This window comes from Sodalis sp. RH14, assembly GCF_047324285.1.
In the GTDB taxonomy this organism is placed as follows: Bacteria; Pseudomonadota; Gammaproteobacteria; order Enterobacterales; family Enterobacteriaceae; genus Acerihabitans.
Map to the genome: position 1 here is coordinate 4,796,281 of NZ_CP178739.1, position 21,356 is coordinate 4,817,636.

Annotated in this window: 19 protein-coding genes and 1 other RNA gene; 8 read left to right on the forward strand and 12 right to left on the reverse strand. The window is 60.9% G+C overall.

The features are described 5' to 3' along the window. Positions 1–64 precede the first annotated feature (64 nt). The 4 genes from ACL2XQ_RS21835 to ACL2XQ_RS21850 are packed head-to-tail and all read left to right on the forward strand — an operon-like array spanning position 65 to position 3,514. On the forward strand, positions 65–985 hold the full coding sequence (locus ACL2XQ_RS21835) for a metal ABC transporter substrate-binding protein (RefSeq protein WP_413728860.1): 921 nt from the start codon (positions 65–67) through the stop codon (positions 983–985). Next, positions 982–1,794, forward strand: coding sequence for an ATP-binding cassette domain-containing protein (locus ACL2XQ_RS21840; protein WP_410013604.1), 813 nt, complete (start codon positions 982–984; stop codon positions 1,792–1,794). Before ACL2XQ_RS21835 ends, ACL2XQ_RS21840 begins: the two co-directional genes overlap by 4 nt. Continuing rightward, positions 1,794–2,663 carry a metal ABC transporter permease gene (locus ACL2XQ_RS21845; protein WP_410013603.1) on the forward strand — a complete coding sequence of 290 codons (870 nt, stop codon included), beginning with the start codon at positions 1,794–1,796 and terminating at the stop codon, positions 2,661–2,663. The genes ACL2XQ_RS21840 and ACL2XQ_RS21845 overlap by 1 nt, the downstream gene beginning before the upstream one ends. Then, the gene (locus ACL2XQ_RS21850; RefSeq protein ID WP_410013602.1) at positions 2,660–3,514 is read left to right on the forward strand and encodes a metal ABC transporter permease; all 855 of its coding nucleotides are present in this window, start codon (positions 2,660–2,662) and stop codon (positions 3,512–3,514) included. Before ACL2XQ_RS21845 ends, ACL2XQ_RS21850 begins: the two co-directional genes overlap by 4 nt. A gap of 122 nt (positions 3,515–3,636) precedes the next feature. Here ACL2XQ_RS21850 and ACL2XQ_RS21855 read toward each other — a convergent pair whose 3' ends face one another. From ACL2XQ_RS21855 to ACL2XQ_RS21895, 9 genes are all read right to left on the reverse strand, one after another. Then, a complete protein-coding gene (locus ACL2XQ_RS21855) occupies positions 3,637–3,963 on the reverse strand; it encodes a transcriptional regulator (protein WP_413739694.1) in 327 nt (108 codons plus the stop codon). Between the two features lie 110 nt (positions 3,964–4,073). Further along, entirely contained in the window at positions 4,074–5,726 is a 1,653-nt protein-coding gene (eptB, locus tag ACL2XQ_RS21860) for a kdo(2)-lipid A phosphoethanolamine 7''-transferase (protein WP_410013600.1), read from the reverse strand. A 368-nt stretch (positions 5,727–6,094) separates the two neighbouring features. Continuing rightward, positions 6,095–8,959, reverse strand: a complete 2,865-nt coding sequence (gcvP, locus tag ACL2XQ_RS21865) for an aminomethyl-transferring glycine dehydrogenase (RefSeq protein WP_413739695.1) — start codon at positions 8,957–8,959, stop codon at positions 6,095–6,097. Positions 8,960–9,100: 141 nt separating this feature from the next. Further along, entirely contained in the window at positions 9,101–9,493 is a 393-nt protein-coding gene (gcvH, locus tag ACL2XQ_RS21870) for a glycine cleavage system protein GcvH (protein ID WP_410013598.1), read from the reverse strand. Between the two features lie 26 nt (positions 9,494–9,519). Next, complete coding sequence (gene gcvT, locus ACL2XQ_RS21875) at positions 9,520–10,617, reverse strand: glycine cleavage system aminomethyltransferase GcvT (RefSeq protein WP_413739696.1); 1,098 nt, start codon at positions 10,615–10,617, stop codon at positions 9,520–9,522. Positions 10,618–10,972: 355 nt separating this feature from the next. Beyond that, positions 10,973–12,187, reverse strand: a complete 1,215-nt coding sequence (gene ubiI / locus ACL2XQ_RS21880) for an FAD-dependent 2-octaprenylphenol hydroxylase (protein WP_410013596.1) — start codon at positions 12,185–12,187, stop codon at positions 10,973–10,975. A 43-nt stretch (positions 12,188–12,230) separates the two neighbouring features. Next, positions 12,231–13,409: a 2-octaprenyl-6-methoxyphenyl hydroxylase gene (ubiH, locus tag ACL2XQ_RS21885; RefSeq protein ID WP_413739697.1), complete on the reverse strand. Its 1,179-nt coding sequence runs from the start codon at positions 13,407–13,409 to the stop codon at positions 12,231–12,233. A gap of 3 nt (positions 13,410–13,412) precedes the next feature. Next, positions 13,413–14,726 carry a Xaa-Pro aminopeptidase gene (pepP, locus tag ACL2XQ_RS21890; protein ID WP_410013594.1) on the reverse strand — a complete coding sequence of 438 codons (1,314 nt, stop codon included), beginning with the start codon at positions 14,724–14,726 and terminating at the stop codon, positions 13,413–13,415. Positions 14,727–14,788: 62 nt separating this feature from the next. Beyond that, positions 14,789–15,370 carry a YecA family protein gene (locus ACL2XQ_RS21895; protein WP_413739698.1) on the reverse strand — a complete coding sequence of 194 codons (582 nt, stop codon included), beginning with the start codon at positions 15,368–15,370 and terminating at the stop codon, positions 14,789–14,791. Positions 15,371–15,583: 213 nt separating this feature from the next. Between ACL2XQ_RS21895 and zapA the strand changes: the two genes are divergently transcribed. From zapA to ACL2XQ_RS21910, 3 genes are all read left to right on the forward strand, one after another. Then, positions 15,584–15,913, forward strand: coding sequence for a cell division protein ZapA (zapA, locus tag ACL2XQ_RS21900; RefSeq protein WP_410013592.1), 330 nt, complete (start codon positions 15,584–15,586; stop codon positions 15,911–15,913). 40 nt (positions 15,914–15,953) lie between these two features. Continuing rightward, positions 15,954–16,137, forward strand: a non-coding RNA gene (gene ssrS, locus ACL2XQ_RS21905) — 6S RNA. Between the two features lie 230 nt (positions 16,138–16,367). Then, entirely contained in the window at positions 16,368–16,967 is a 600-nt protein-coding gene (locus ACL2XQ_RS21910; RefSeq protein ID WP_413739699.1) for a 5-formyltetrahydrofolate cyclo-ligase, read from the forward strand. Between the two features lie 130 nt (positions 16,968–17,097). Here ACL2XQ_RS21910 and serA read toward each other — a convergent pair whose 3' ends face one another. Both serA and rpiA read right to left on the reverse strand, forming a co-directional pair. After that, entirely contained in the window at positions 17,098–18,330 is a 1,233-nt protein-coding gene (gene serA / locus ACL2XQ_RS21915; protein WP_413721421.1) for a phosphoglycerate dehydrogenase, read from the reverse strand. 315 nt (positions 18,331–18,645) lie between these two features. Next, positions 18,646–19,302: a ribose-5-phosphate isomerase RpiA gene (gene rpiA / locus ACL2XQ_RS21920; RefSeq protein ID WP_410013589.1), complete on the reverse strand. Its 657-nt coding sequence runs from the start codon at positions 19,300–19,302 to the stop codon at positions 18,646–18,648. Between the two features lie 217 nt (positions 19,303–19,519). Between rpiA and ACL2XQ_RS21925 the strand changes: the two genes are divergently transcribed. Then, positions 19,520–20,413, forward strand: a complete 894-nt coding sequence (locus ACL2XQ_RS21925; RefSeq protein ID WP_410013588.1) for a LysR family transcriptional regulator ArgP — start codon at positions 19,520–19,522, stop codon at positions 20,411–20,413. 55 nt (positions 20,414–20,468) lie between these two features. On the opposite strand, the gene ACL2XQ_RS21930 is transcribed toward ACL2XQ_RS21925, so the two are convergent. Beyond that, positions 20,469–21,194 (reverse strand): oxidative stress defense protein, encoded by a 726-nt coding sequence (locus ACL2XQ_RS21930; RefSeq protein ID WP_410013587.1) that lies wholly within the window; start codon positions 21,192–21,194, stop codon positions 20,469–20,471. Positions 21,195–21,356 lie beyond the last annotated feature (162 nt).

Here is a 21,356-nt window from a genome sequence, read left to right on the forward strand (position 1 = left end):
ACGCTGTACTCCGACCCTGCCAGGGCCAGCCTGATGACCGGAAGCGTTTATGGAGATCGCCGACATGCCGTTATTGCCGTTAAAGAGACGTTTTTCCGCCCTGGCGCCATGGGGCCTGCTGTTTGGCATGGCGTTATCGCTTGCCGGCACCCCCGCCATGGCGGAGAAAAAATTCAAGGTGATAACCACCTTTACCATTATCCAGGATATGGCGCGCAACGTGGCCGGCGACGCGGCGGTAGTGGAATCCATCACCAAGCCCGGCGCGGAAATCCATGATTACCAGCCTACCCCGCGCGATATCGTCAAGACCCAGTCGGCGGACCTGATTTTGTGGAACGGCCTGAACCTGGAACGCTGGTTTGCCCGTTTTTTCGATAATATCCATGACGTGCCCTCGGCCGTAGTCACCGAGGGCATCGAGCCGCTGCCTATCCGTGAAGGCCCCTATAACGGCAATCCCAACCCCCATGCCTGGATGTCGTCCGCCAATGCGCTGATCTATGTGGAAAACATCCGCAAGGCGCTGGTGCAATACGACCCGGCCAACGCCGACGCCTACAACCGCAACGCCAAAGCCTATGCGGAGAAAATCGCCGCCACCGACGCCCCGCTGCGCGCCCGGCTGGCCAATATTCCCGCATCCCGGCGCGTGCTGGTGACCAGCGAAGGCGCCTTCAGCTACCTGGCGCGGGATTACGCCCTGCGCGAAGCCTATCTTTGGCCGATCAACGCCGAGGAGCAGGGCACGCCCCAGCAGGTGCGCCGGGTGATCGATCTGGTGCGGGAGCAGCAGGTCCCGGTGGTGTTCAGCGAAAGCACCATCTCGGATAAACCCGCCCGGCAGGTCGCCAAGGAAACCGGCGCGCGCTACGGCGGCGTGCTGTATGTCGATTCGCTGTCGGCGGCCGGCGGGCCGGTGCCCGACTACCTCAGCCTGCTTAACGTGACGGTGGATACCATCGCCAGGGGGTTCGGCCAATGAACAACACCGGCTATCAGCCCGATCTCCGGGTGGACGACGTGACGGTCACCTACAATAACGGCCATACCGCCATCAGCAACGCCAGTTTCCGGCTTACCGGCGGCACCATCTGCGCGCTGGTCGGCATCAACGGCAGCGGCAAATCGACATTGTTCAAAAGCATTATGGGCATGGTGCGCCCTTCCTCCGGCAAGGTTACCCTGGATAACCTGCCGGTGGCGAAGGCGCTGCGTAAAAACCTGATTGCCTATGTGCCGCAAACCGAGGAAGTGGACTGGAATTTCCCGGTGCTGGTGGCGGATGTCGTGATGATGGGGCGTTATGGCAAAATGTCTTTCCTGCGCATCCCTTCCGCCGAGGATAAGGCCCAGGTGGACCGGGCGCTGGCGCGGGTCGGCATGAGCGCATTCCGCCAGCGCCAGATTGGCGAACTGTCCGGCGGCCAGCGCAAACGGGTGTTCCTGGCGCGGGCGCTGGCGCAGCAGGGACGGGTCATGCTCCTTGACGAGCCGTTTACCGGTATTGATGTGCAGACCGAAGATGCCATTATCGCGCTGCTGCAATCGCTGCGCGCCGAAGGCCATCTGATCCTGGTCTCTACCCATAACCTGGCCAGCGTGCCGGAATTTTGCGACCGGGTGGTGATGATCAACCGCACGGTACTGGCCGCCGGCCCTACCGCCGCCGCCTTTACCCAGGAAAACCTGGAGCGGGTATTCGGCGGCAGGCTGCGCCAGTTTGATATCGCGGCGGCCGGGGCGCCGCGGGCCGGACTGCGCGCGGTCGACGCCGATAAGCGGGTGTCGTGATGATGGCGCTCTTGCTACAGCCGTTTCAGTACGATTATATGCTCAAGGCCATTTGGGTAAGCGGCATTGTCGGCGGGGTCTGCGCCTTTCTTTCGGCCTACCTGATGCTCAAGGGCTGGTCGCTGATGGGGGATGCGCTGTCCCACTCGGTGGTGCCGGGCGTGGCGGGCGCGTATGCGCTGGGTTTGCCCATCGCCGCCGGCGCGTTCCTGACCGGTATGCTGGCGGCGCTGGTGATGACGCTGGTGCGCCATTATACCCGGCTGCGCGAGGACGCCATTATCGGTTTTGTCTTCACCACTTTTTTCGCCGTCGGGCTACTGATCGTTTCGCTAAATCCCACGTCGGTCAACGTGCAATCGATCATCTTCGGCAATATCCTCGGGATAGCCGACGCGGATGTCCTGCAGGTTCAGGTGATAAGCGGCGTGTCTTTTATCGTGCTGTGTGTGATCTGGAAGGATCTGCTGGCGGCGTTTTTTGACGAGGGCCATGCCGTCTCCATCGGCCTGTCGCCGCTGCGCCTGAAAATTATTTTTTTCACGCTGTTGAGCGCCTGTACCGTGGCCGCGCTGCAAACGGTCGGCGCCATCCTGGTCATAGCCATGGTGATAACGCCCGGCGCCACGGCGTACCTGCTGACCGATCGCTTCCCGCGCCTTATCATAATCGCCGTGATCATCGGCACCCTGACCAGCGCCTGCGGCGCCTGGCTGAGCTATTTCCTTAACGGCGCCACCGGCGGGGTTATCGTTACCCTGCAAACCCTGGTTTTCCTGCTGGCGTTTTTGCTGGCGCCGAAACACGGGCTGCTGGCCGCCAAGATGCGTGGCCGGGCGCGGGCTAAAGATAGACGGAGCGCCGGATGATGGCATGGTTGGATTACCTGCTCGCCTATGTCGCCGAACCACTGGGCTTTCCGTTTATGCAACGGGCGATTATCGCCGCCATCGCCACCGGCGTGGTGTGCGCCATCTTGTCGTGCTTCCTGGTGCTCAAAGGCTGGTCGCTGATGGGGGACGCCATTTCCCACGCGGTGCTGCCGGGCATTATCCTGGCCTATATCGCCGGACTGCCGATCGTGGCCGGCGCCTTTGGATCGGGTATCGTATGCGCCCTGGGCACCGGTTATATCAAAGACCACTGCCGGGTGAAGGAGGACACGGTCATGGGCATTGTCTTCTCGGGCATGTTCGCCCTCGGCCTGGTGCTGTTTTCACGTATCGATACCGACCAGCACCTTAGCCATATCCTGTTCGGCAATGTGCTGGGCATTACGCCCGCGGAGCTGTGGCAGGTCGTGTTGATAGCCGGCGCGGTATCCCTGGTCATCCTGGTTAAACGCCGGGATCTGATGCTGTATTGTTTTGATCCGGCCCAGGCGCGGGTGCTGGGCCTGTCGGTAAAGACGCTGCATTATGGCCTGTTATGCCTGCTGGCGCTGACCATTGTCGCCGCCCTGCAGGCGGTGGGCGTGATACTGGTGATCGCCATGCTGATTTCACCCGGCATTACCGCCTCCCTGCTCGCCCGCCGGTTCGACGGGATGCTGCTGGCGGCGGTGCTGGTCTCGGTGTTCTCCTGCGTTACCGGCACGCTGATAAGTTTTTATATCGACGGCGCCACCGGGCCCTGTATCGTTATCGTCCAGGCCGTGCTGTTTGTGGCGGCGCAGATCTATCGCATCGCCCGGCGCAAAAATCACGCGGCCACCGCCTGAGCGCATCCGCCGGGCGCGGCGACGCTATCATGGTGCTGGCGCCGGGCGATACTTGCCAATCGCCTTCCCTTTTGTTGGTGCAAAATCCAGCCAGCAAATATCGCCGCGTCCAGGAATAAACATCAGTAATCCAGCTCCCCAGCGATGGGCGCCGCCAGATCGTCGGCATGGGCGGTATACGCGGTAAGTCCCATTAACAGGTCGGATTCCCGGAACCGTTTTTTATGGGCTTTTTGAGTGACTAATCCTTGCTCGCTCATCTCGATATCCACCGTATCCCCCGCTTCGAAATGCGGGATGGTTTTAAGGTTACCGGATAAACGCAGCGCAATGCTATTGCCCCATTTTTGTAAAACCGCCTGGGTATGCATAACAACCTTATAGGTAAAGGTATCGACAATGAGTAGACATGCAGCATGCGCGATGTCAACACCGTGGGTGTCCGCCATACCCGGCACAGGGTGCCTTGTGCCGGGTATCGGGCGTGATGACTGAAAAATCAGATCCCCGGGCATCACCGGCGTCTCGCCAAGGCCATCTCTGACCTGGACGCCGCGGCCTAGGGCGTCTGGCACCAGTTACGCTGCTTGACGATGCCGCCGTCGGGGGAGGTAAAGCCGATGCAGCCTAAGATACTGTCATAGAGTTTTTCATGGAATACCGGGGTCTTGGCCGCCGCGAGGGCGCGCAGCCGGCTAAACGCCGCCTGGTGATCGCTCCCGCGCAGGAAGCCGTCCGAGGCCCAGACCATAATGGGGATGGTGCGTTGTTCAATCGGCGCATGATCGCGCGGCGTGCCGTGGAAATGCATATTTTCCGCGATGGATTCCCCATGATCGGAGGCGTAGAACACGATGGCGTTACGATCGCGCAGCTGATCGAAGACCTGTTTCAGGAAATAGTCGGTGTACAGCAGGCTGTTGTCATAGGAATTGACCAGTTCCTCGGTGGAGCAGGCATCGTCGATGCCCTGGCATTCCGGCTGGTAACGGGCGAACTGGCGCGGATAACGCTCCGTATACATATAATGGGAACCCTTGGTATGCAGCACGATCAGGTGCTTGCCGTCGGGATGGCGCGCCAGGGAATCGTGCAGTTCGTCCACCAGCGCCATATCGTCCACCGGCTCGCCCGCGTTGCGTTTTTCCGCCTGGATGGTTTCGCGCAGGGCATAGTCGTCGGCCATCACCTTATTATAGAACCAGGCCTCGCTCTGCATGGAAAACAGCTCGGAGCTAAAGCCCTGTTTTTTTAATACGGAAAAGACGTTCATCTCTTTCAGGGTGCGCTGCGGCGCTTCCGACGCGCCGCCCTCGCGCACAAACATGCAGCGCAGGGAGAGCTTGGTGGACGTATCGCAGGAGTAGCCCTGCAGCAGCGCCAGGTTCTTTTCCTTGTCCAGGTTGGGCGTATTATCGCGCTGGTAGCCGTAGGCGCCCATATGGTCGCGGCGCGCGCTCTCGCCGATGATAAACACCACATACAGATCCTTGACATCCTTCGGCGCCACATACGTAAAATGCTGCGCCGGATCGTACAGCTTGCGGCTGTCCTCCGCCTGGCTATAGGAGCTGTAGATCAGCATGCCGAGCGCCGACAGCCAGTTTGACGGCGAGTAGGAGCCGGCGACCACGCCGCCGTAGCTGGCCATGGTGCGGTTATTCTCGCGATCGTGCTGGTCCTGTACCTGGCCCATCAGCTTCAGCGGCAGCCAGCAGCACAGGGCGGCGGTAACGATCAGCAGCCCTTTTTTGGAAATATGCCTGACGTTGCTGCGCCTGAGCGCCGCTTCGGGCATCGGCGCCAGCCAAATCAGCGCCAGGGGGATCAGGCTGACCAGGATAACCCAGATAAAGAAGTGGTAACCCACCGATTCCTTTGACAGGTCCACATCGGTGGTCATCACGGCGGCCAGGATGCCGTAGCCGATATCCACGTTGTACAGCACCATGTAATAACTGGCGGCCACCGAACTGACCACCACCAGGGTGACCAGTACGCGATAGAGTGTCTTGCCCAGCAGCGAGAGCAGCATGGTCAACAAAAACACCAGTGAAAACAATGCCAGCACTTCGATAGCCACCGACAAGGCATTATTATATTGCAGTTGCTGGTAGCGGCGGATCAGAATGGGTATGTTAAGAATAATCCCGATATAAAAAGCGATAAACAGGGAAATTTTCAGTTGGGATAGTTGCAGAAGCTTTCTCATTAATTCTATTTTTCTCAGTATAAATGACTGCGGATAAGCACATCCCGTACTTAATCACACTCCGCCGGGCCATCTTTAATGTCTTCGTAATATCAGACGAGGGATAATCCTTATCGGACCTCCGTATAGCTCAGGTGGTTCATTTAGTCAGGCGAATATCAGACGATATGATGTAACAACACGTGTTGTCGGCCGCAGCAGGCGGGGTAAAACAGCGGTAATGGGCGTCAGCGCAGGGGCGATCGCCGTCCGCCCGGCGCCGGGTGGGCTGGGCTTTCCAGGAAAGGCGTAGGATGCGGCCAAGCCCGCTCCCCCGCCCGTCCCGGTGCGATACCGGCGCGTCGAGCGGGGACAGCGCCGGTCAGCGCCTATTGATAATCGTCGATCGGCACGCAGGAGCAGAATAAATTGCGATCGCCGTACACATCATCCAGGCGTTTTACGCTCGGCCAGTATTTATTGCCGAAGCCCGCGGGAAACGCCGCGGTTTCCCGGCTGTAGGGATGGGACCACTCGCCCGTCAGCTCGCGCTCGATATGGGGCGCGTTGACCAGCGGATTGTCCGCCAGCGGCCATTCGCCGCTGCCCACCCGGTCGATTTCACCGCGGATGGCCAGCATCGCGTCGATAAAGCGATCCAGTTCCACCTGGCTTTCGGATTCGGTGGGCTCGACCATCAGCGTTCCCGCCACCGGGAAAGACATGGTGGGGGCGTGGAAACCGTAATCGATCAGGCGCTTGGCGATATCCATCTCGCTGATGCCGGTCGCTTCCTTCAGCGGCCGGATGTCCAGGATGCATTCATGGGCAACGCGGCCGTCGCGCCCGGTATACAGCACCGGAAACGCGGACTGCAACCGGCTGGCGATATAGTTGGCGTTCAGGATCGCCACCTGGCTGGCCTGCTTGAGTCCCTGGGCCCCCATCATGCGGATATACATCCAGCTGATCGGCAGGATCGAGGCGCTGCCGAACGGGGCGGCGGATACCGCGCCCTGGCGCGTCAGCACGCCGTCGATATGTACTACGGCATGCCCCGGCACAAACGGCGCCAGATGCGCTTTCACGCCGATGGGGCCCATGCCCGGGCCGCCGCCGCCGTGGGGAATGCAGAAGGTTTTATGCAGGTTCAGGTGCGAAACGTCGGCGCCGATAAAGCCCGGCGAGGTGATGCCGACCTGCGCGTTCATATTGGCGCCGTCCAGATACACCTGGCCGCCGAACTGGTGCACGATTTGGCAGACTTCGCGGATGGTCTCTTCGTATACGCCGTGGGTCGACGGGTAGGTCACCATGATGCATGACAACTGATCGCCGGCCTGTTCGGCTTTCCGGCGCAAATCGTGTAAATCGATATTGCCGTTTTTATCGCAGGCCACCACGGTGACCGACATGCCGGCCATCTGGGCGGACGCCGGGTTGGTGCCGTGGGCGGAGCTGGGGATCAGGCAGATACGGCGGTTGCCCTCGTTGCGGCTCTCATGATAGCGGCGTATGGCCAGCATGCCGGCGTATTCTCCCTGCGCGCCCGAATTGGGCTGCATGCACAGCGCGTCATAGCCGGTAAGCTGCACCAGCCAGCGGGAGAGTTGAGCGATCATCTGCTGGTAGCCGGCCGCCTGCCCGACGGGACAAAACGGATGCAGCTCGGCGAACTCCGGCCAGGTGATGGGGATCATCTCGGCGGCGGCGTTCAGCTTCATGGTGCAGGAGCCGAGCGGGATCATCGACTGGTTAAGCGCCAGATCCTTGCGTTCCAGCTGATGCATATAACGCATCATGTCCGTTTCGCTGTGGTAACGGTTAAACACCGGATGCGTCAGGATGGGCGTGGCGCGCAGCAGATCCGCCGGGATGACCTCCCCGACCGCGCGATCAAGGGCGTCGATATCCAGCACGGCGTCGCCGCCGGTCACCACGCCGTACAGCGCGGCAAGATCGTCGCGGCCGGTGGTTTCATCAAGCGTTATCCCCACCGCCCCGTCCAGGTCGGCGCGCAGGTTAATGCCGCGGGCCAGCGCGCGGCTTATCACCGCGTCTTTATCCGCCACATTGACGGTGAGGGTATCGAACCACCGGGCATGGCGCAGCGTCAGTCCCGCCGCCGTCAGGCCGGAAGCCAGGATGGCGGTCAGGCGATGGATGCGCGCGGCGATGCGTTTCAATCCTTCCGGACCGTGGTAGACCGCGTACAGGCCGGCGATATTGGCCAGCAGTACCTGCGAGGTGCAGATATTGGAGTTGGCCTTTTCGCGGCGGATATGCTGCTCGCGGGTTTGCATCGCCATGCGCAGGGCGGTACTGCCGGCCGCGTCGCGGGACACGCCGATAATACGTCCCGGCATGGAGCGCTTGACGTCGTCACGGGCGGCGAAAAATGCCGCGTGCGGGCCGCCGTAGCCCATGGGCACGCCGAAACGCTGGGAAGAGCCGAACACCACGTCGGCCCCCTGCGCGCCCGGCGCCGCCAGCAGCACCAGCGCCATCATATCGGCCGCCACGCAGCTGATGATGTGACGGGTTTTCAGTTCGGCCAGCAGCGCGCGGTAATCATGCAGTTCGCCGGTGGTGCCCGTCTGTTGCAGCAGCACGCCGAAGACGCCCTGCTGTTCCAGCGCGCGCGGGGCCGGGCCGGTGATCACCTCGAAACCGAAGGTCTCGGCGCGGGTGCGCACCACGTCCAGCGTTTGCGGATGGACATCGTCGGCGACAAAAAACACATTGGCCTGTTTGAGCTTGCTGGCGCGCTTGGCCAGCGCCATGGCTTCCGCCGCCGCCGTGGCTTCATCCAGCAGCGAGGCGGAGGCGATATCCAGCCCGGTCAGGTCGAGGGTCAGTTGCTGGAAATTCAGTAAGGCTTCCAGGCGCCCCTGGGCGACCTCCGGCTGGTAAGGCGTATAGGCGGTGTACCAGCCCGGGTTTTCCAGCATGTTGCGCAGGATCACCGGCGGGGTGACCACCGCGCTGTAGCCCATGCCGATATAGGTTTTAAACCGCTGGTTAAGACTCGCCATGGCCCTGAGCTCCGCCAGCGCCTGGGATTCCGTGGCCGCATCGCCGACCGCCGGAGGCGCCGGCAGCTGGATGTCGGCCGGGACGATGTGGCCAATCAACGCGTCGAGCGTCGCGGCGCCGATAGCCGACAGCATATGCGCCTGCTGCTGCGCGCTGGGGCCGATATGACGCTTGATAAAAGCGTCATGGTGTTCAAGCTGGCTGAGAGTCTGGGTCATAAACAACAATTCCTGCATCGGGCATGGGACGGGGAAAGGCAACGTGCTCGGCAGGGACAGGGGCCGGTATTCCAACGCCCTGTCCCGCCTGTTGGCCTCCGGACGGCTAATTAACCGTGCGGGACCGGGTCTCGGTGGCGGTTATTCGTCTTCGTCGAGCGTGGCCTCATAGGCCTCGGCGTCAAGCAATCCGGCGACCTCGCTTTCGTCGTCGGCCTTGATCTGGAACAACCAGCCCTCGGTGTAGGGCGCGCTGTTCACCAGTTCCGGCGACGCTTCCAGCTCTTCGTTCACCGCCACGATCTCGCCGCCGATGGGCGCATAGATATCCGAGGCGGCTTTCACTGATTCGGCTACCGCGCAATCGTCGCTGGCGGCGAAGGATGTGCCGACGTCCGGCAGGTCGAGAAACACCATATCGCCCAGCAGTTCCTGGGCATGTTCGGTAATGCCGACGGTATACACGCCGTTACCTTCGTTGCGCACCCATTCGTGGGAGGGGGTATATTTTAGTTCTTGCGGCACATTGCTCATTGCCTTCCTCACTCTTGCAAAGTTAATTATTGAACGACCGGTTTACCGGCGCGTACAAAACCAGGTTTGGTCACCTTAACCGGCATTTCGCGGTTACGGATTAATACAATGGCGTGCTCGCCGATACCGGCGGGCACGCGGGCCATGGCAATGCTGAAACCCAGGGTGGGCGAGAACGAACCGCTGGTTATCACGCCCGTTTTCATATTACCGTCGGCGTCGGTAAAGTGTACCGTCAGGTCGTTGCGCAGCACACCTTTTTCCGTCATCACCAGGCCGACCAGTTGGTCGGTGCCGGCGCGGCGCTGGGCTTCAAGCGCCTCGCGGCCGATAAAATCCCGATCCTCGGGCTGCCAGGCGATGGTCCAGCCCATGTTGGCCGCCAGCGGAGAAATACGCTCATCCATTTCCTGGCCGTACAGGTTCATGCCGGCTTCCAGGCGCAGCGTATCGCGCGCGCCCAGGCCGCAGGGTTTGACGCCCGCCGCCAGCAGTTTGCGCCAGAAGGACTCCGCCTCGGTTTTCGGCAGCGCAATTTCAAATCCCGCCTCGCCGGTATACCCGGTGGTGGCGATAAATAAATCCTCCGACTGCACGCCGAAGAACGGTTTCATCCCGGCCACCGCCGCCTGCTGCCCGGGGGTAAACAGCGTGCGCGCTTTCTCCTGCGCCCGCGGGCCCTGTACGGCAATCAGCGCCAGGTCGTCGCGTACCCGTACCGACACACCGTAGGGGGCCGCGTGGTCGGTCACCCAGGTGACGTCTTTGTCGCGGGTGGCGGAATTCACCACCAGGCGAAAATAAGTCTCTTCGAGGAAATAGACGATCAGATCGTCGATAACGCCGCCTGAGGCGTTCAGCATGCCGCTATAGAGCGCCTTGCCGGGCACGGTGAGCTTGGCCACGTCGTTCGCCAGCAGGTAGCGCAGGTATTCGCGGGTGCGCGGACCCGTTAAATCGATAATGGTCATATGGGACACATCAAACATGCCCGCGTCGCGGCGCACCTGGTGATGCTCCTCCAGCTGGGAGCCATAGTGCAGCGGCATCATCCAGCCATGGAAGTCCACCATTTTCGCGCCGCACGCTATGTGCTGTTCATACAACGATGTCAGCTGGGCCATCTCGTCCTCTTTGTCGTCAAATCAGGAGCTGTAAAATTGAATTTTACGCCGCGACGCCCACAGCGAATCCGGCGGCGCAAACGATACCTTTTGCCAGAAGTTACCACTGAATCCCGGGGGAAACCATAAATTAAATTATCCTGCGGCCAGGGCGGCGCAGGCGGAGGGAATAGGCATGAATCAGCATGTTATGTTGGCAAAGTGGCGAATACGGCGCACAAACAATAAATGCCGGCCGTCAAAAGCAAAATATGATAACAAAAAACCCTGACTTTGGTCAGGGGCAAAGACTTTATTCCCGATATCGGATTAGAAAATATAATGCAAAATAGCGGGTTAAATTAGTTTATTTCAGTCAAACCGCGCCCGGTTCCAGCCATGCGGGCAGATCGTTTAACCCCATGGCCTGGCGGATGAGCCGGGGTTTGACCCCGGGTACCGTATCGGCCAGGCGCAGTCCCGCGTCGCGCACCCATTTTTTCAGCGGGTTATTGCCGTCGAACAACTGGCGGAACCCCTGCATGCCGGCCAGCATCACGGCGGCGCTATGCTTGCGACGGCGCTCATAGCGCCGCAGGTAGGGATGATGGCCGATATCCTTGCCGGCCTGCTGCAGCCGGCGCAGCTCCGACAGCAGTTCCGCCACGTCCATAAAACCGAGATTTACCCCCTGCCCGGCCAGCGGATGGACCGTATGCGCCGCGTCGCCCACCAGCACCAGGCGGTGGGCGGCGAAATCCCGCGCATAGCGGGCGGTCAGGGGAAAGGTTAACCGTTCGCTTTGCAATTCGCATAACCCCAGCGCCAGGTTGAAGTGCGCAGCCAGCTGCGCGTTAAATCCGGCCGGCGCCTGTTCTTGGAGCGACTGCGCCATCTCGGGCGGCAGGGACCAGACGATGGAGCAAAGATGCGGATCGCTCAGCGGCAGGAACGCCAGGATGCCGTCGCCGTGAAAGGCCTGGCGCGCAATGCCGCCGTGCGGATGTTCGGTACGCACGGTGGCCACTAGTGCGTGATGCTGGTAATCCCAGAAAGTCAGCGGAATATCGGCGTAGCGGCGCAGCCAGGAGTTGGCGCCGTCCGCGCCCACCACCAGCCGGGCGGTCAGCATGCCGCCGTCGTCGAGGGTGATAAACGCTTCGTTCTCGCCCCAGGCAATCTGGCGCGGCGCGCGCGGGCACAGCAGCGTCACGTCGGACAGCTGCCCGGCCCGGCGCCACAGCGCCTGGTGGATAACCGGGTTCTCGACGATATGGCCCAGATGGGCGTAGCCCAGCTGTTTACCGTCAAAGGCGATATTGCCGAAGCCGTCGTTGTCCCAGACCTGCATGCCCTGGTAGGGATTGGCGCGCAGCGCGACGATATCGTCCCAGACCTGCAGGTGTTCCAGCAGGCGCTGGCTGGCGGCGTTGATGGCCGATACCCGCAGCGCGGGGTTATCGGCCGGCGGCACCGGCTCCGGCGCCTGTTGTTCCAGCACGGCCACGCGCATGCCGCTGCCCTGGAGTCCACAGGCCAGCGCCAGGCCGACCATGCCGCCGCCGTTGATGACCACGTCAAATGCTTGCATAACTGTAATATCCTTTTAAAGACCGGGAACCAGCGTAAGGGTGCTAACGCGCCACCCAGCCCAGGGTTTGCCGCGCCAGCGCGGCGCGCAGCCCCGGCGAAGCGGCCATGGCGGCAAGACCCAGGTTACGCGCCACCACCAGCGGCGGATGCCGGTTGGCAAACAAATGTATCAGGCCGTCGGTAATGCCGACCGTGCGGTCCTTATCGGGCAGGCGGCGCTGCTGATAGCGCTGCAGGGTGGCGTAGGCGCCAGGGTCCTCGCCCCGCGCCAGGGCCTCGGCCAGGGTTTCCGCCAGGGTCATCACGTCACGCAAGCCCAGGTTGAACCCCTGGCCGGCAATAGGATGCAGGGTTTGCGCCGCGTTGCCCACCAGCGCCAGCCGATGGCTTACCTGGCGCGTGGCGGTGCGCAGCTGCAGCGGGTAACACTGCCGCTGCCCGCAGGCGGTAATACGCCCGAGCCGCCAGCCGAAGGCGGCTTGCAGCGCGTCGATAAACCGGCTTTCGCTCCAGCCGGTGATTTCCTGGCGCATGGACTGCGGCAGGCACCACACCAGCGCGCTGCGCCCCTGCGACATGGGCAGCATGGCCAGCGGCCCATGTTCGGTAAAACGCTCATAAGCCCGGCCCTGATGCGCCTCAGCGGTGGTGACATTGGCGATAATCGCCAGTTGCCCATAGTCCTCCTGGCGCCACTGCATATGGCAATGGCGCGCCGCCTGCGAGTGCGAACCGTCCGCCGCCACCAGCAGCGAGCCGGTCAGCTCCGTCCCGTTGTCAAGCCGCGCCAGAATATCGTCCTGGCGGCGGGTAATATCCGTAAGCGTCGCGGGGCAGTGCAGCCTTACCCCCGGCGCCTGGCGCAGCAGGGCAAATAAACGCTGCCCGGCGTCGTGCAGCTCCACCACATAACCCAGCGCGGGTACGCGGTAATCGCGCGCGGACAGCGAGACTTTACCCGGATAGCCGCTATCGCTGACCTCGACACGGGTGATGGGCGTGGCGCAGGACATCAGCGAAGGCCAGACACCGATGGCGGTTAATTGCTGGCTGGTGCCCTGGGCCAGGGCGATGGCGCGGGCGTCATAACCGGGATGGCGCCGGCTTTCCGGCGCGGCCGCTTCCACCAAATCGATCTCCAGCCGCCCGCCGGTCAGGCGGGACAAGGCCAGCGCCAGGGTGGCGCCGGCCATGCCGCCGCCGATAATGATCACCGACATAGGCTAGCGCGCCGCCGCCATCAGCGCTTCGATGGCATCCGGGTCCTTGACCACCGATGCGGTGAGGTTGTCGTTGCCCTGTTCGGTGATAACGATATTGTCCTCGATGCGGATGCCGATGCCGCGATATTGCGGCGGCACATCCGCGTCCGCGGCGATATAAATGCCCGGCTCGATGGTCAGCACCATGCCCGGCTCCAGGGTCCTGCCCCGCTCCGGGGTGCCGTAGTCGCCGACGTCGTGCACATCCAGCCCCAGCCAATGGCTTAAGCCGTGCATAAAGAACTGCCGATGGGCCTGGGCGGCGATAAGCCCGTCCACGTCGCCCTTCATTACGCCCAGCGCCACCAGCCCGGAGACCATAACCCGCACCGCCTGTTCATTGACTTCGCGGATACTGGTGCCCGGCCGGTACAACGCCAGGGATTTCTCCAGCATCGCCAGCACTATGTCGTACACCGCCCGCTGCTCGGGGCTGAACTTGCCGTTCACCGGGAAGGTGCGGGTGATATCGCCGGCATACCCCTGGTATTCACAGCCGGCGTCGATAAGCACCAGATCGCCGTCGCGCATCTGCGCCTCGTTTTCGGTGTAGTGCAGAATACAGCCGTTTTCGCCGCTGCCGACGATGGTATTGTAGGAAGGATAGCGGGCGCCGTGCCGGTTGAATTCATGCAGGATTTCGCCTTCCAGCTGGTATTCATACTGCCCCGGACGACAGGCCCGCATGGCGCGGGTATGCCCGAGCGCGGTGATTTCGCCGGCGCGGCGCATGACCGCCAGCTCCTCCGCCGATTTAACCAGCCTGAAATCGTGCACCCAGGGGCGCCAGTCGGTAAGTGTGGCGGGCGCGCGCAAATGCTGACGGTAGCCGCGGCGCAGGGTATCGAGGGCGTTAAACACCAGGGTATCGGCAAAGGCGTATTGTCCCTGGGCGTGATAGACCACATCCAGTCCGTTCAGCAGCAGGTGCAACTGATGATTGATTTCGTCCCACGGCAAGGCCCGGTCCACGGCAAGTCTGGCCGGGGCGGCCTCCTGGCCCAGGCGGCGGCCGAACCAGGTCTCGGCGCCGGGATCGCGCACCCGGTTGAACAGCACGCTGTGCGAATGGGTCGCGTCGCTTTTGATAAGCACCAGCGCCGCCTCCGGTTCGTTGAACCCGGTGAAATACCAGAAGTCGCTATTCTGGCGATAGGGATATTCACTGTCGGCGCTGCGCGTCGCCTCCGGCGCCGCAAAAATGACGGCGGCGCTGGCCGGAGCCATGTTGGCCAACAATGCCTGCCGGCGGCGTAAAAATTCTTGTGATGTCATCACTCTCTCCTGCCTTGCCATACTCTCAACAATTCAACGGGCGGTGCTGCCGGTTGCGGCGATCAGTGCAGCGTCGGCTTTGGCTTTTCCAGCGGGCCGGCGTGCTCCGAGCGGGTAAATCCATTATGGCAAAGAATGGCGGCCATACGCACGTATTCAACGACTTCCTCCAGCGACTGCGCCAGCTCTTCCTGATCTTCATCTTCGTCATAGCCGAGCTGGCCGATATTGCGCAGATCGTCGATGGCTTCCTTTAGCTCGCCCTTGATTTTATCCAGATGCGGCTGCATCACGCCCAGCCCCAGCAGGAAATGATTTACCCAGCCGGCCAGCGCGTCCACGCGCTCGAATACCGTGGCGCGGTCGTCGTCGGGCAGCAGCAGCTGAAACATAAACTCCTCGTCGTCCAGGGTTTGCGCGGTGGCTTCGTGCAGCTGGCGCAGCGGGTCGGCCAGGGTCTGGGAAAAGGCCATGCCCTCGTTGGTCAGCTCGTGCACCAGCGTCTGCCAACTGTGATCCTTGTTGCCGCCGCACAGCATGCCGCTTATCAAACCATGCATTTCCGCCGGCGTCAGCGCCACGGCCTGTTGGTTAAGCAGTTGGGTCAGGTTATCGTAGTCGGGAAAGGTATTTTGTATAGACATGCGCTTTCATCGTCGTTGGCAGGATAAGTTCGTGTTATGCTACCACCAAGGTCCGTAGCTATACCAGAAAGGGCGTGTATCTTCTGTTTTATATGGATTCTTCTGTTTGATATAGCGCATGGATATAGAGTATAGTTGCGCCCGCCCTGTGCTCCCGCAATGGTGAAACGGGAGTGGCCTGGCGTCGGCGCGGTAACAAAGCAGGAAGGTGGTATGTCCGCACAACCGGTAGATATTCAAATTTTTGGCCGCACGTTAAGGGTAAATTGCCCGCCGGAACAACAAGAAGCGTTGAACCAGGCGGCGGAAGATCTTAATCAGCGGTTGCAAGATCTCAAAGTTCGCACTAGAGTCACCAATACAGAACAGCTTGTTTTTATCGCGGCACTGAACGTATGCCACGAACTGGCGCAGGAAAGAGTTAAAACCCGTGATTACGCCGCCAACATGGAACAGCGGATCCGGTTACTGCAGCAGACGATTGAGCAGGCACTGGTAGAACAGGGCCGTATCTCCGAGCGACCAGGCACGCAGTTCGAGTAACGATAGCCGCCGGGAAAATCCCGCGGAACAGGAATACAAAATTTCTCTGAGGTGTTCGCCAGCGGGCCCGTCCCCTGAGCCGATAATTTTTACCACAAGAATGTGGCGATCTGTAACTGGTGCGCAAGCTCGGTTCGTCCGAGAAGCCTTAAGGTTATAACGCTGCGTTCACCTTGAACCATGGGTTCAAGGGTTACAGCCTGCGGCGGCATCTCGGAGATCCCTTTATAGCGTAGCGTCGGCTTGCATCAGCAGCGGACGCGCGCGTCAGCGGCGCGGCTTGGTACGGCTCTCGGCACGGCGTATCAGGCTTCCCCCCCCCTGCCACACTCTATTCCCCGACAGCGTTTTTTCAGACCCGATTTCTTTATCCGCGTACGTTATGACATCCCCCCGGACCGTCTTTATGACATACTTTATTACCTTCTTTTTCCGGTATAGCGCGTAATCAGCCATGATCCAGTCGCCCGAAACGTCCCTGCAGCGGCAAAGCCTCCGCAACCATATCCGCCGGCAACGCCGCCGGCTCACCCCGGCCGAACAGGCCGCTGCGGCCGCGGCGCTGGTCAAAACCCTGCTGGCCGACCCGCGGGTTACCGCGGCCCGCAGCCTGGCGCTGTTTTTATCGTTTGACGGCGAGCTGGATACCCGGCCGCTTATTGAGGCGCTTTGGCAACGCGACCAGCGCGTCTATTTGCCGGTGCTGCACCCTTTCAGCCCGGGCCACCTGTTGTTCCTGCGCTACAGGCCCGATACGCCGCTGGTGCTGAACCGCCTGCATATCAGCGAGCCGCGGCTGGACGTGACCCAGCTCTTGCCGGCGCGGCATCTCGATATCCTGTTTACCCCGCTGGTGGCCTTTGATGCCCGGGGCCAGCGCCTGGGCATGGGCGGCGGCTTTTACGATCGCACCCTGCGGCACTGGCGGCGCGGCGCCGGCTTCTACCCCATCGGGCTGGCCCACGATTGCCAGCAGGTGGACGCCATACCGGCGGAGCCCTGGGATATCCCGTTGCCGGAAATTGTTACCCCGTCGCGGCACTGGCGCTGGTAAACCGCCGGGGACGGATGGCAGCCCTTGGCCCGGTGGTGTACCCGGCGTGCGCGGTAAGCTGGCGGTACCCATAAAAAAACCCCGGCTTGCTAAGCCGGGGCTGGGGTCGACCACGTCAGGCGCGCAGCTATCAGTACAGCAGGCGGGCGCGGATAGTGCCGGGTATCGCCTTCAGCAGCTGCAGGGCGGTATTTTCGGTATCGGTTTCCACATCAATGACCACATAACCGATTTCGGGCGTGGTTTGCAGATACTGGGCGGCGATATTGATGCTTTGCTCGGCAAAAATCTGGTTGATGCGGGTCAGGATCCCGGGACGGTTTTCATGGATATGCAGTAAACGGCTGACGTTATCGCCATGTTCCGGCAGCGAGACTTCCGGGAAATTGACCGCCGACAGGGTCGAACCGTTATCGGAGTATTTGGCCAGTTTGCCCGCCACTTCCACGCCGATATTTTCCTGCGCTTCCTCGGTGGATCCGCCGATATGCGGCGTCAGGATCACATTATCGAATTCACACAGCGGCGAGTTGAACGGATCGCTGTTGGTGGCGGGCTCTTCCGGGAACACGTCCACGGCGGCGCCGGCGATATGTTTACTGGCCAGGGCGTCGCACAGGGCCGGGATATCCACCACCGTACCGCGCGAGGCGTTGATAAACAGCGACCCCGGCTTCATATGGCCGAATTCTTCCTTGCCCATCATATTGCGGGTGGACTGGGTATCCGGCACATGCAGGGAGACCACGTCGCACATACCCAGCAGCTCAGGCAGCGAATCCACCTGGCGCGCGTTGCCCAGGGACAGTTTGCTCTCGATATCGTAATAGAACACCTGCATCCCCAGGCCTTCCGCCAGGATGCTCAGCTGGGTGCCGATATGGCCGTAACCGATGATGCCCAGTTTCTTGCCGCGCGCTTCATAGCTGCCGCTCGCCTGCTTGTTCCACTGGCCGCGGTGCGCCTTGGCGTTGGCCTCCGGGACGCCGCGTATCATCAGCAGCATTTCGCCGAGCACCAATTCCGCCACGGAGCGGGTATTGGAAAAAGGCGCATTGAATACCGGCACGCCTTTTTTCAGCGCGGCTTTCAGATCGACCTGATTGGTGCCGATACAAAAGCAGCCGACGGCAACGAGTTTTTCCGCCGCGGCAAAGATGTCTTCCGTCAGGTGGGTACGGGATCGGATGCCGATAAAGTGCGCGTCGCGCACGGAGGCTTTCAGTGCCGCGGAATCCAGCGCGCCCTTATGGTATTCAATATTGGTATAACCGGCGCGTTTCAGGTTATCCACCGCGCTGGGGTGAACACCTTCGACCAACAGAAACTTAATCTTATCTTTTTCCAGCGATACTTTTGCCATTTCCCGACCCTTTTTGAGACTTCAGATGCGACTGCAACACACAGCACCCGGACAAAATAACAAAAATTACCGTGGCGGCAACAGGGCCGTTTATCCTTAAGACAGCATAAGACGCAGCCATAAGCGATTGCTATGGATAAATCCTCTGGTCTGGTGGAGAAGCGTCATATATATAGCAGGCCGATGGCATAAATGTGACATTTATCACTGAATTTCGCCTGCGGCGATAAAAGATGCTATGTAAACAAAATTAACATCCGCCGCCGCCGGCGTGGCAAGCCGGCGGCGGCGCCGGGCGGCGGTAAAACCGGCCCGTTACTCGATAACCTGAACGCCCCCGGCGGTGCCGATCAGCGCCACATCCGCGCCGCGCCGGGCAAACAGGCCCACGGTCACCACGCCGGGCAGGCTGTTGATTTTGTCTTCCAGGGCCACCGCGTCCAGGATGCGCAGGTTGCGCACGTCCAGGATAATATTGCCGTTATCGGTTACCACGCCCTGGCGGTACTCCGGCAATCCGCCCAGTTTCACCAGCTCGCGCGCCACATAGGCGCGCGCCATCGGGATCACTTCCACCGGCAGGGGAAAATTGCCCAGGACGTCCACCCGTTTGGATCCATCGACGATACAGATAAATTTACGCGCGACCGCCGCGATGATTTTTTCGCGCGTCAGGGCCGCCCCGCCGCCTTTGATCATCTGCATCTGGCCGTTGATTTCATCGGCGCCGTCGACATAGATGTCCAGCACGTCGACGCTGTTGAGATCCAGCAGCGGGATACCGAGGCTCTTCAGCTTGGCCGAAGACGCGTCCGAACTGGAGACCGCCCCTTCGATTTGATTCCTGATGCTGCCCAGGGCATCGATAAAATGCGCGGCGGTGGACCCGGTGCCGACGCCGACGATCGTGCCCGGTTTCACATACTTCAATGCCGACCAGCCCACCGCCTTTTTCAGTTCATCCTGCGTCATAAATAATTAAGCCCTTGGCTACGGAAAGTGGGCGGTATTATAAAACAATATCATCGCCGATGGCGTGAATTCCGCCACAACCCGCCGCATCCCGGATGCCCGCGCCTGACACGGCTGAAATTTTGCGTCCGCAACCGGGTCAATCTATGGCATAGTGAAAACCGGTGACCAAAAAGTACCTATTGATGCACAGAGATATCGACGCAGGGGATAAAGAATGAAACGCCCGGACTATCGGACGCTGCAGGCGCTTGACGCCGTGATACGGGAACGGGGTTTTGAACGCGCCGCGCAAAAATTATGTATCACCCAATCCGCGGTATCGCAGCGCATAAAACAACTGGAAAACCTGTTCGGCCAGCCGCTGCTGGTGCGTACCATTCCCCCACGGCCCACCGAACAAGGGCAAAAGCTGCTGGCCTTGCTGCATCAGGTGGAATTGCTGGAGGACGAATGGCTGGGCACCGATAACGGCAGCGACACGCCGCTGCTGCTGTCGCTGGCGGTGAATGCCGACAGCCTGGCGACCTGGCTGCTGCCGGCGCTGAAACCGGTGCTGACCGATTCGCCTATCCGCCTTAATTTACAGGTGGAAGATGAAACGCGTACCCAGGAAAGGCTAAGGCGCGGCGAAGTGGTGGGCGCGGTCAGTATCCAGCCCCAGCCGCTGCCGAGCTGCCTGGTGGATCAACTGGGCGCCCTGGATTATCTGTTCGTGGCATCCCAGCCTTTTGCCGATCGTTATTTCCCCCACGGCGTGACGCGCAGCGCGCTGCTGAAAGCGCCGGCGGTGGCGTTTGACCATCTGGACGATATGCACCAGGCGTTTTTGCAGCAGAACTTTGACCTGCCGCCGGGCAGCGTGCCCTGCCATATCGTCAACTCATCGGAAGCCTTCGTGCAGCTGGCGCGCCAGGGCACGACCTGCTGCATGATCCCGCATCTGCAAATCGAACGGGAGCTGGCGACGGGCGAACTGATAGACCTGACGCCGGGCCTATACCAGCGCCGCATGCTGTTCTGGCATCGGTTTGCGCCGGAAAGCCGCATGATGCGCAAAGTGACCGACGCCCTGCTCTCCCATGGCCGGCAGGTCTTGCGCCAGGCCTGAGGGCCGCACAGCGCCGGCGCGCCCCCAAGTGGGACGCATCGGCCACACCCGCCGCCTAGGGCTGGCGTTGCAGCTCGAACACGACATCCACCTGATCGTCAAAATGGATCGCCTGCTGGACATAGGTCTGGGCCGCATCGGTCTGCGACATGGCCTCGTTGGTCTTAAACATCCGCGCCACCGGCACCGGCTGGTAGTTCGCCACATGGTAACGAATGCTGAAAATCGGCCCCAGGGTGGCTTTAAAGCCTTCCGCCAGCGAACGGGCCTGGGAAGTGGCGTTTTCAATCGCCTTGTTGCGCGCCCGATCGCGGTAGGCGTCCGGATTAGCCACGCCCAGCTCGACGGAGCGGATTTCATTCAGGCCGGATTTCAGCGCGCCGTCCAGCAGTTCATTGAGCTTGTCAAGCTGGCGCAGCGTGACCTGCACCTGGCGCACGGCGCGATAGCCTTTCAGCACCGATTCCCCGGTCTTTAAAAAATCATATTCCGGCTGAGTGCGCAGGTTCGCGGCGTCGATATCTTTATTTTCGATGCCGTTTTTATTAAGAAAATCAAAATATTGCGCCACGCGCGCGTCCACCTGTTTTTTAGCGTCGGCGGCGTCTTTCGAGGAAATCGACACTTCGATGGTCAGGGTGGCGATATCCGGCGTCGCCTCGACGCTTGACGTGCCGGAGGTGATCACATGCGGCCCGGCGGGAAGCTCGGCGGCCAGCGCCTGGGTCGTAAACGATCCTAATCCCAACAGGGTGGTTAACAGCAATGCTTTGACCTTCATGACGTCTCCTGTGCGGCAAAATGCGCTGAATATAAATGAAAATACCGCCTATGATTGCGCATTTTCATCTAAAAACAACGCCCTTTGCGCTTATTTACCGTTACGTGATTATCGGCACCCAGCATAATCGTTGCCGTTGCGTTAAAATATAGGATAAGTTCT

Excerpts from the sequence above, each read along its gene's own strand:
- ACL2XQ_RS21835 (WP_413728860.1), top strand. The coding sequence starts at position 65 with ATGCCGTTATTGCCGTTAAAGAGACGTTTTTCCGCCCTGGCGCCATGG.
- ACL2XQ_RS21840 (WP_410013604.1), top strand. The coding sequence starts at position 982 with ATGAACAACACCGGCTATCAGCCCGATCTCCGGGTGGACGACGTGACG.
- ACL2XQ_RS21845 (WP_410013603.1), top strand. The coding sequence starts at position 1,794 with ATGATGGCGCTCTTGCTACAGCCGTTTCAGTACGATTATATGCTCAAG.
- ACL2XQ_RS21850 (WP_410013602.1), top strand. The coding sequence starts at position 2,660 with ATGATGGCATGGTTGGATTACCTGCTCGCCTATGTCGCCGAACCACTG.
- ACL2XQ_RS21855 (WP_413739694.1), bottom strand. The coding sequence starts at position 3,963 with ATGGCGGACACCCACGGTGTTGACATCGCGCATGCTGCATGTCTACTC.
- eptB (WP_410013600.1), bottom strand. The coding sequence starts at position 5,726 with ATGAGAAAGCTTCTGCAACTATCCCAACTGAAAATTTCCCTGTTTATC.
- gcvP (WP_413739695.1), bottom strand. The coding sequence starts at position 8,959 with ATGACCCAGACTCTCAGCCAGCTTGAACACCATGACGCTTTTATCAAG.
- gcvH (WP_410013598.1), bottom strand. The coding sequence starts at position 9,493 with ATGAGCAATGTGCCGCAAGAACTAAAATATACCCCCTCCCACGAATGG.
- gcvT (WP_413739696.1), bottom strand. The coding sequence starts at position 10,617 with ATGGCCCAGCTGACATCGTTGTATGAACAGCACATAGCGTGCGGCGCG.
- ubiI (WP_410013596.1), bottom strand. The coding sequence starts at position 12,187 with ATGCAAGCATTTGACGTGGTCATCAACGGCGGCGGCATGGTCGGCCTG.
- ubiH (WP_413739697.1), bottom strand. The coding sequence starts at position 13,409 with ATGTCGGTGATCATTATCGGCGGCGGCATGGCCGGCGCCACCCTGGCG.
- pepP (WP_410013594.1), bottom strand. The coding sequence starts at position 14,726 with ATGACATCACAAGAATTTTTACGCCGCCGGCAGGCATTGTTGGCCAAC.
- ACL2XQ_RS21895 (WP_413739698.1), bottom strand. The coding sequence starts at position 15,370 with ATGTCTATACAAAATACCTTTCCCGACTACGATAACCTGACCCAACTG.
- zapA (WP_410013592.1), top strand. The coding sequence starts at position 15,584 with ATGTCCGCACAACCGGTAGATATTCAAATTTTTGGCCGCACGTTAAGG.
- ACL2XQ_RS21910 (WP_413739699.1), top strand. The coding sequence starts at position 16,368 with ATGATCCAGTCGCCCGAAACGTCCCTGCAGCGGCAAAGCCTCCGCAAC.
- serA (WP_413721421.1), bottom strand. The coding sequence starts at position 18,330 with ATGGCAAAAGTATCGCTGGAAAAAGATAAGATTAAGTTTCTGTTGGTC.
- rpiA (WP_410013589.1), bottom strand. The coding sequence starts at position 19,302 with ATGACGCAGGATGAACTGAAAAAGGCGGTGGGCTGGTCGGCATTGAAG.
- ACL2XQ_RS21925 (WP_410013588.1), top strand. The coding sequence starts at position 19,520 with ATGAAACGCCCGGACTATCGGACGCTGCAGGCGCTTGACGCCGTGATA.
- ACL2XQ_RS21930 (WP_410013587.1), bottom strand. The coding sequence starts at position 21,194 with ATGAAGGTCAAAGCATTGCTGTTAACCACCCTGTTGGGATTAGGATCG.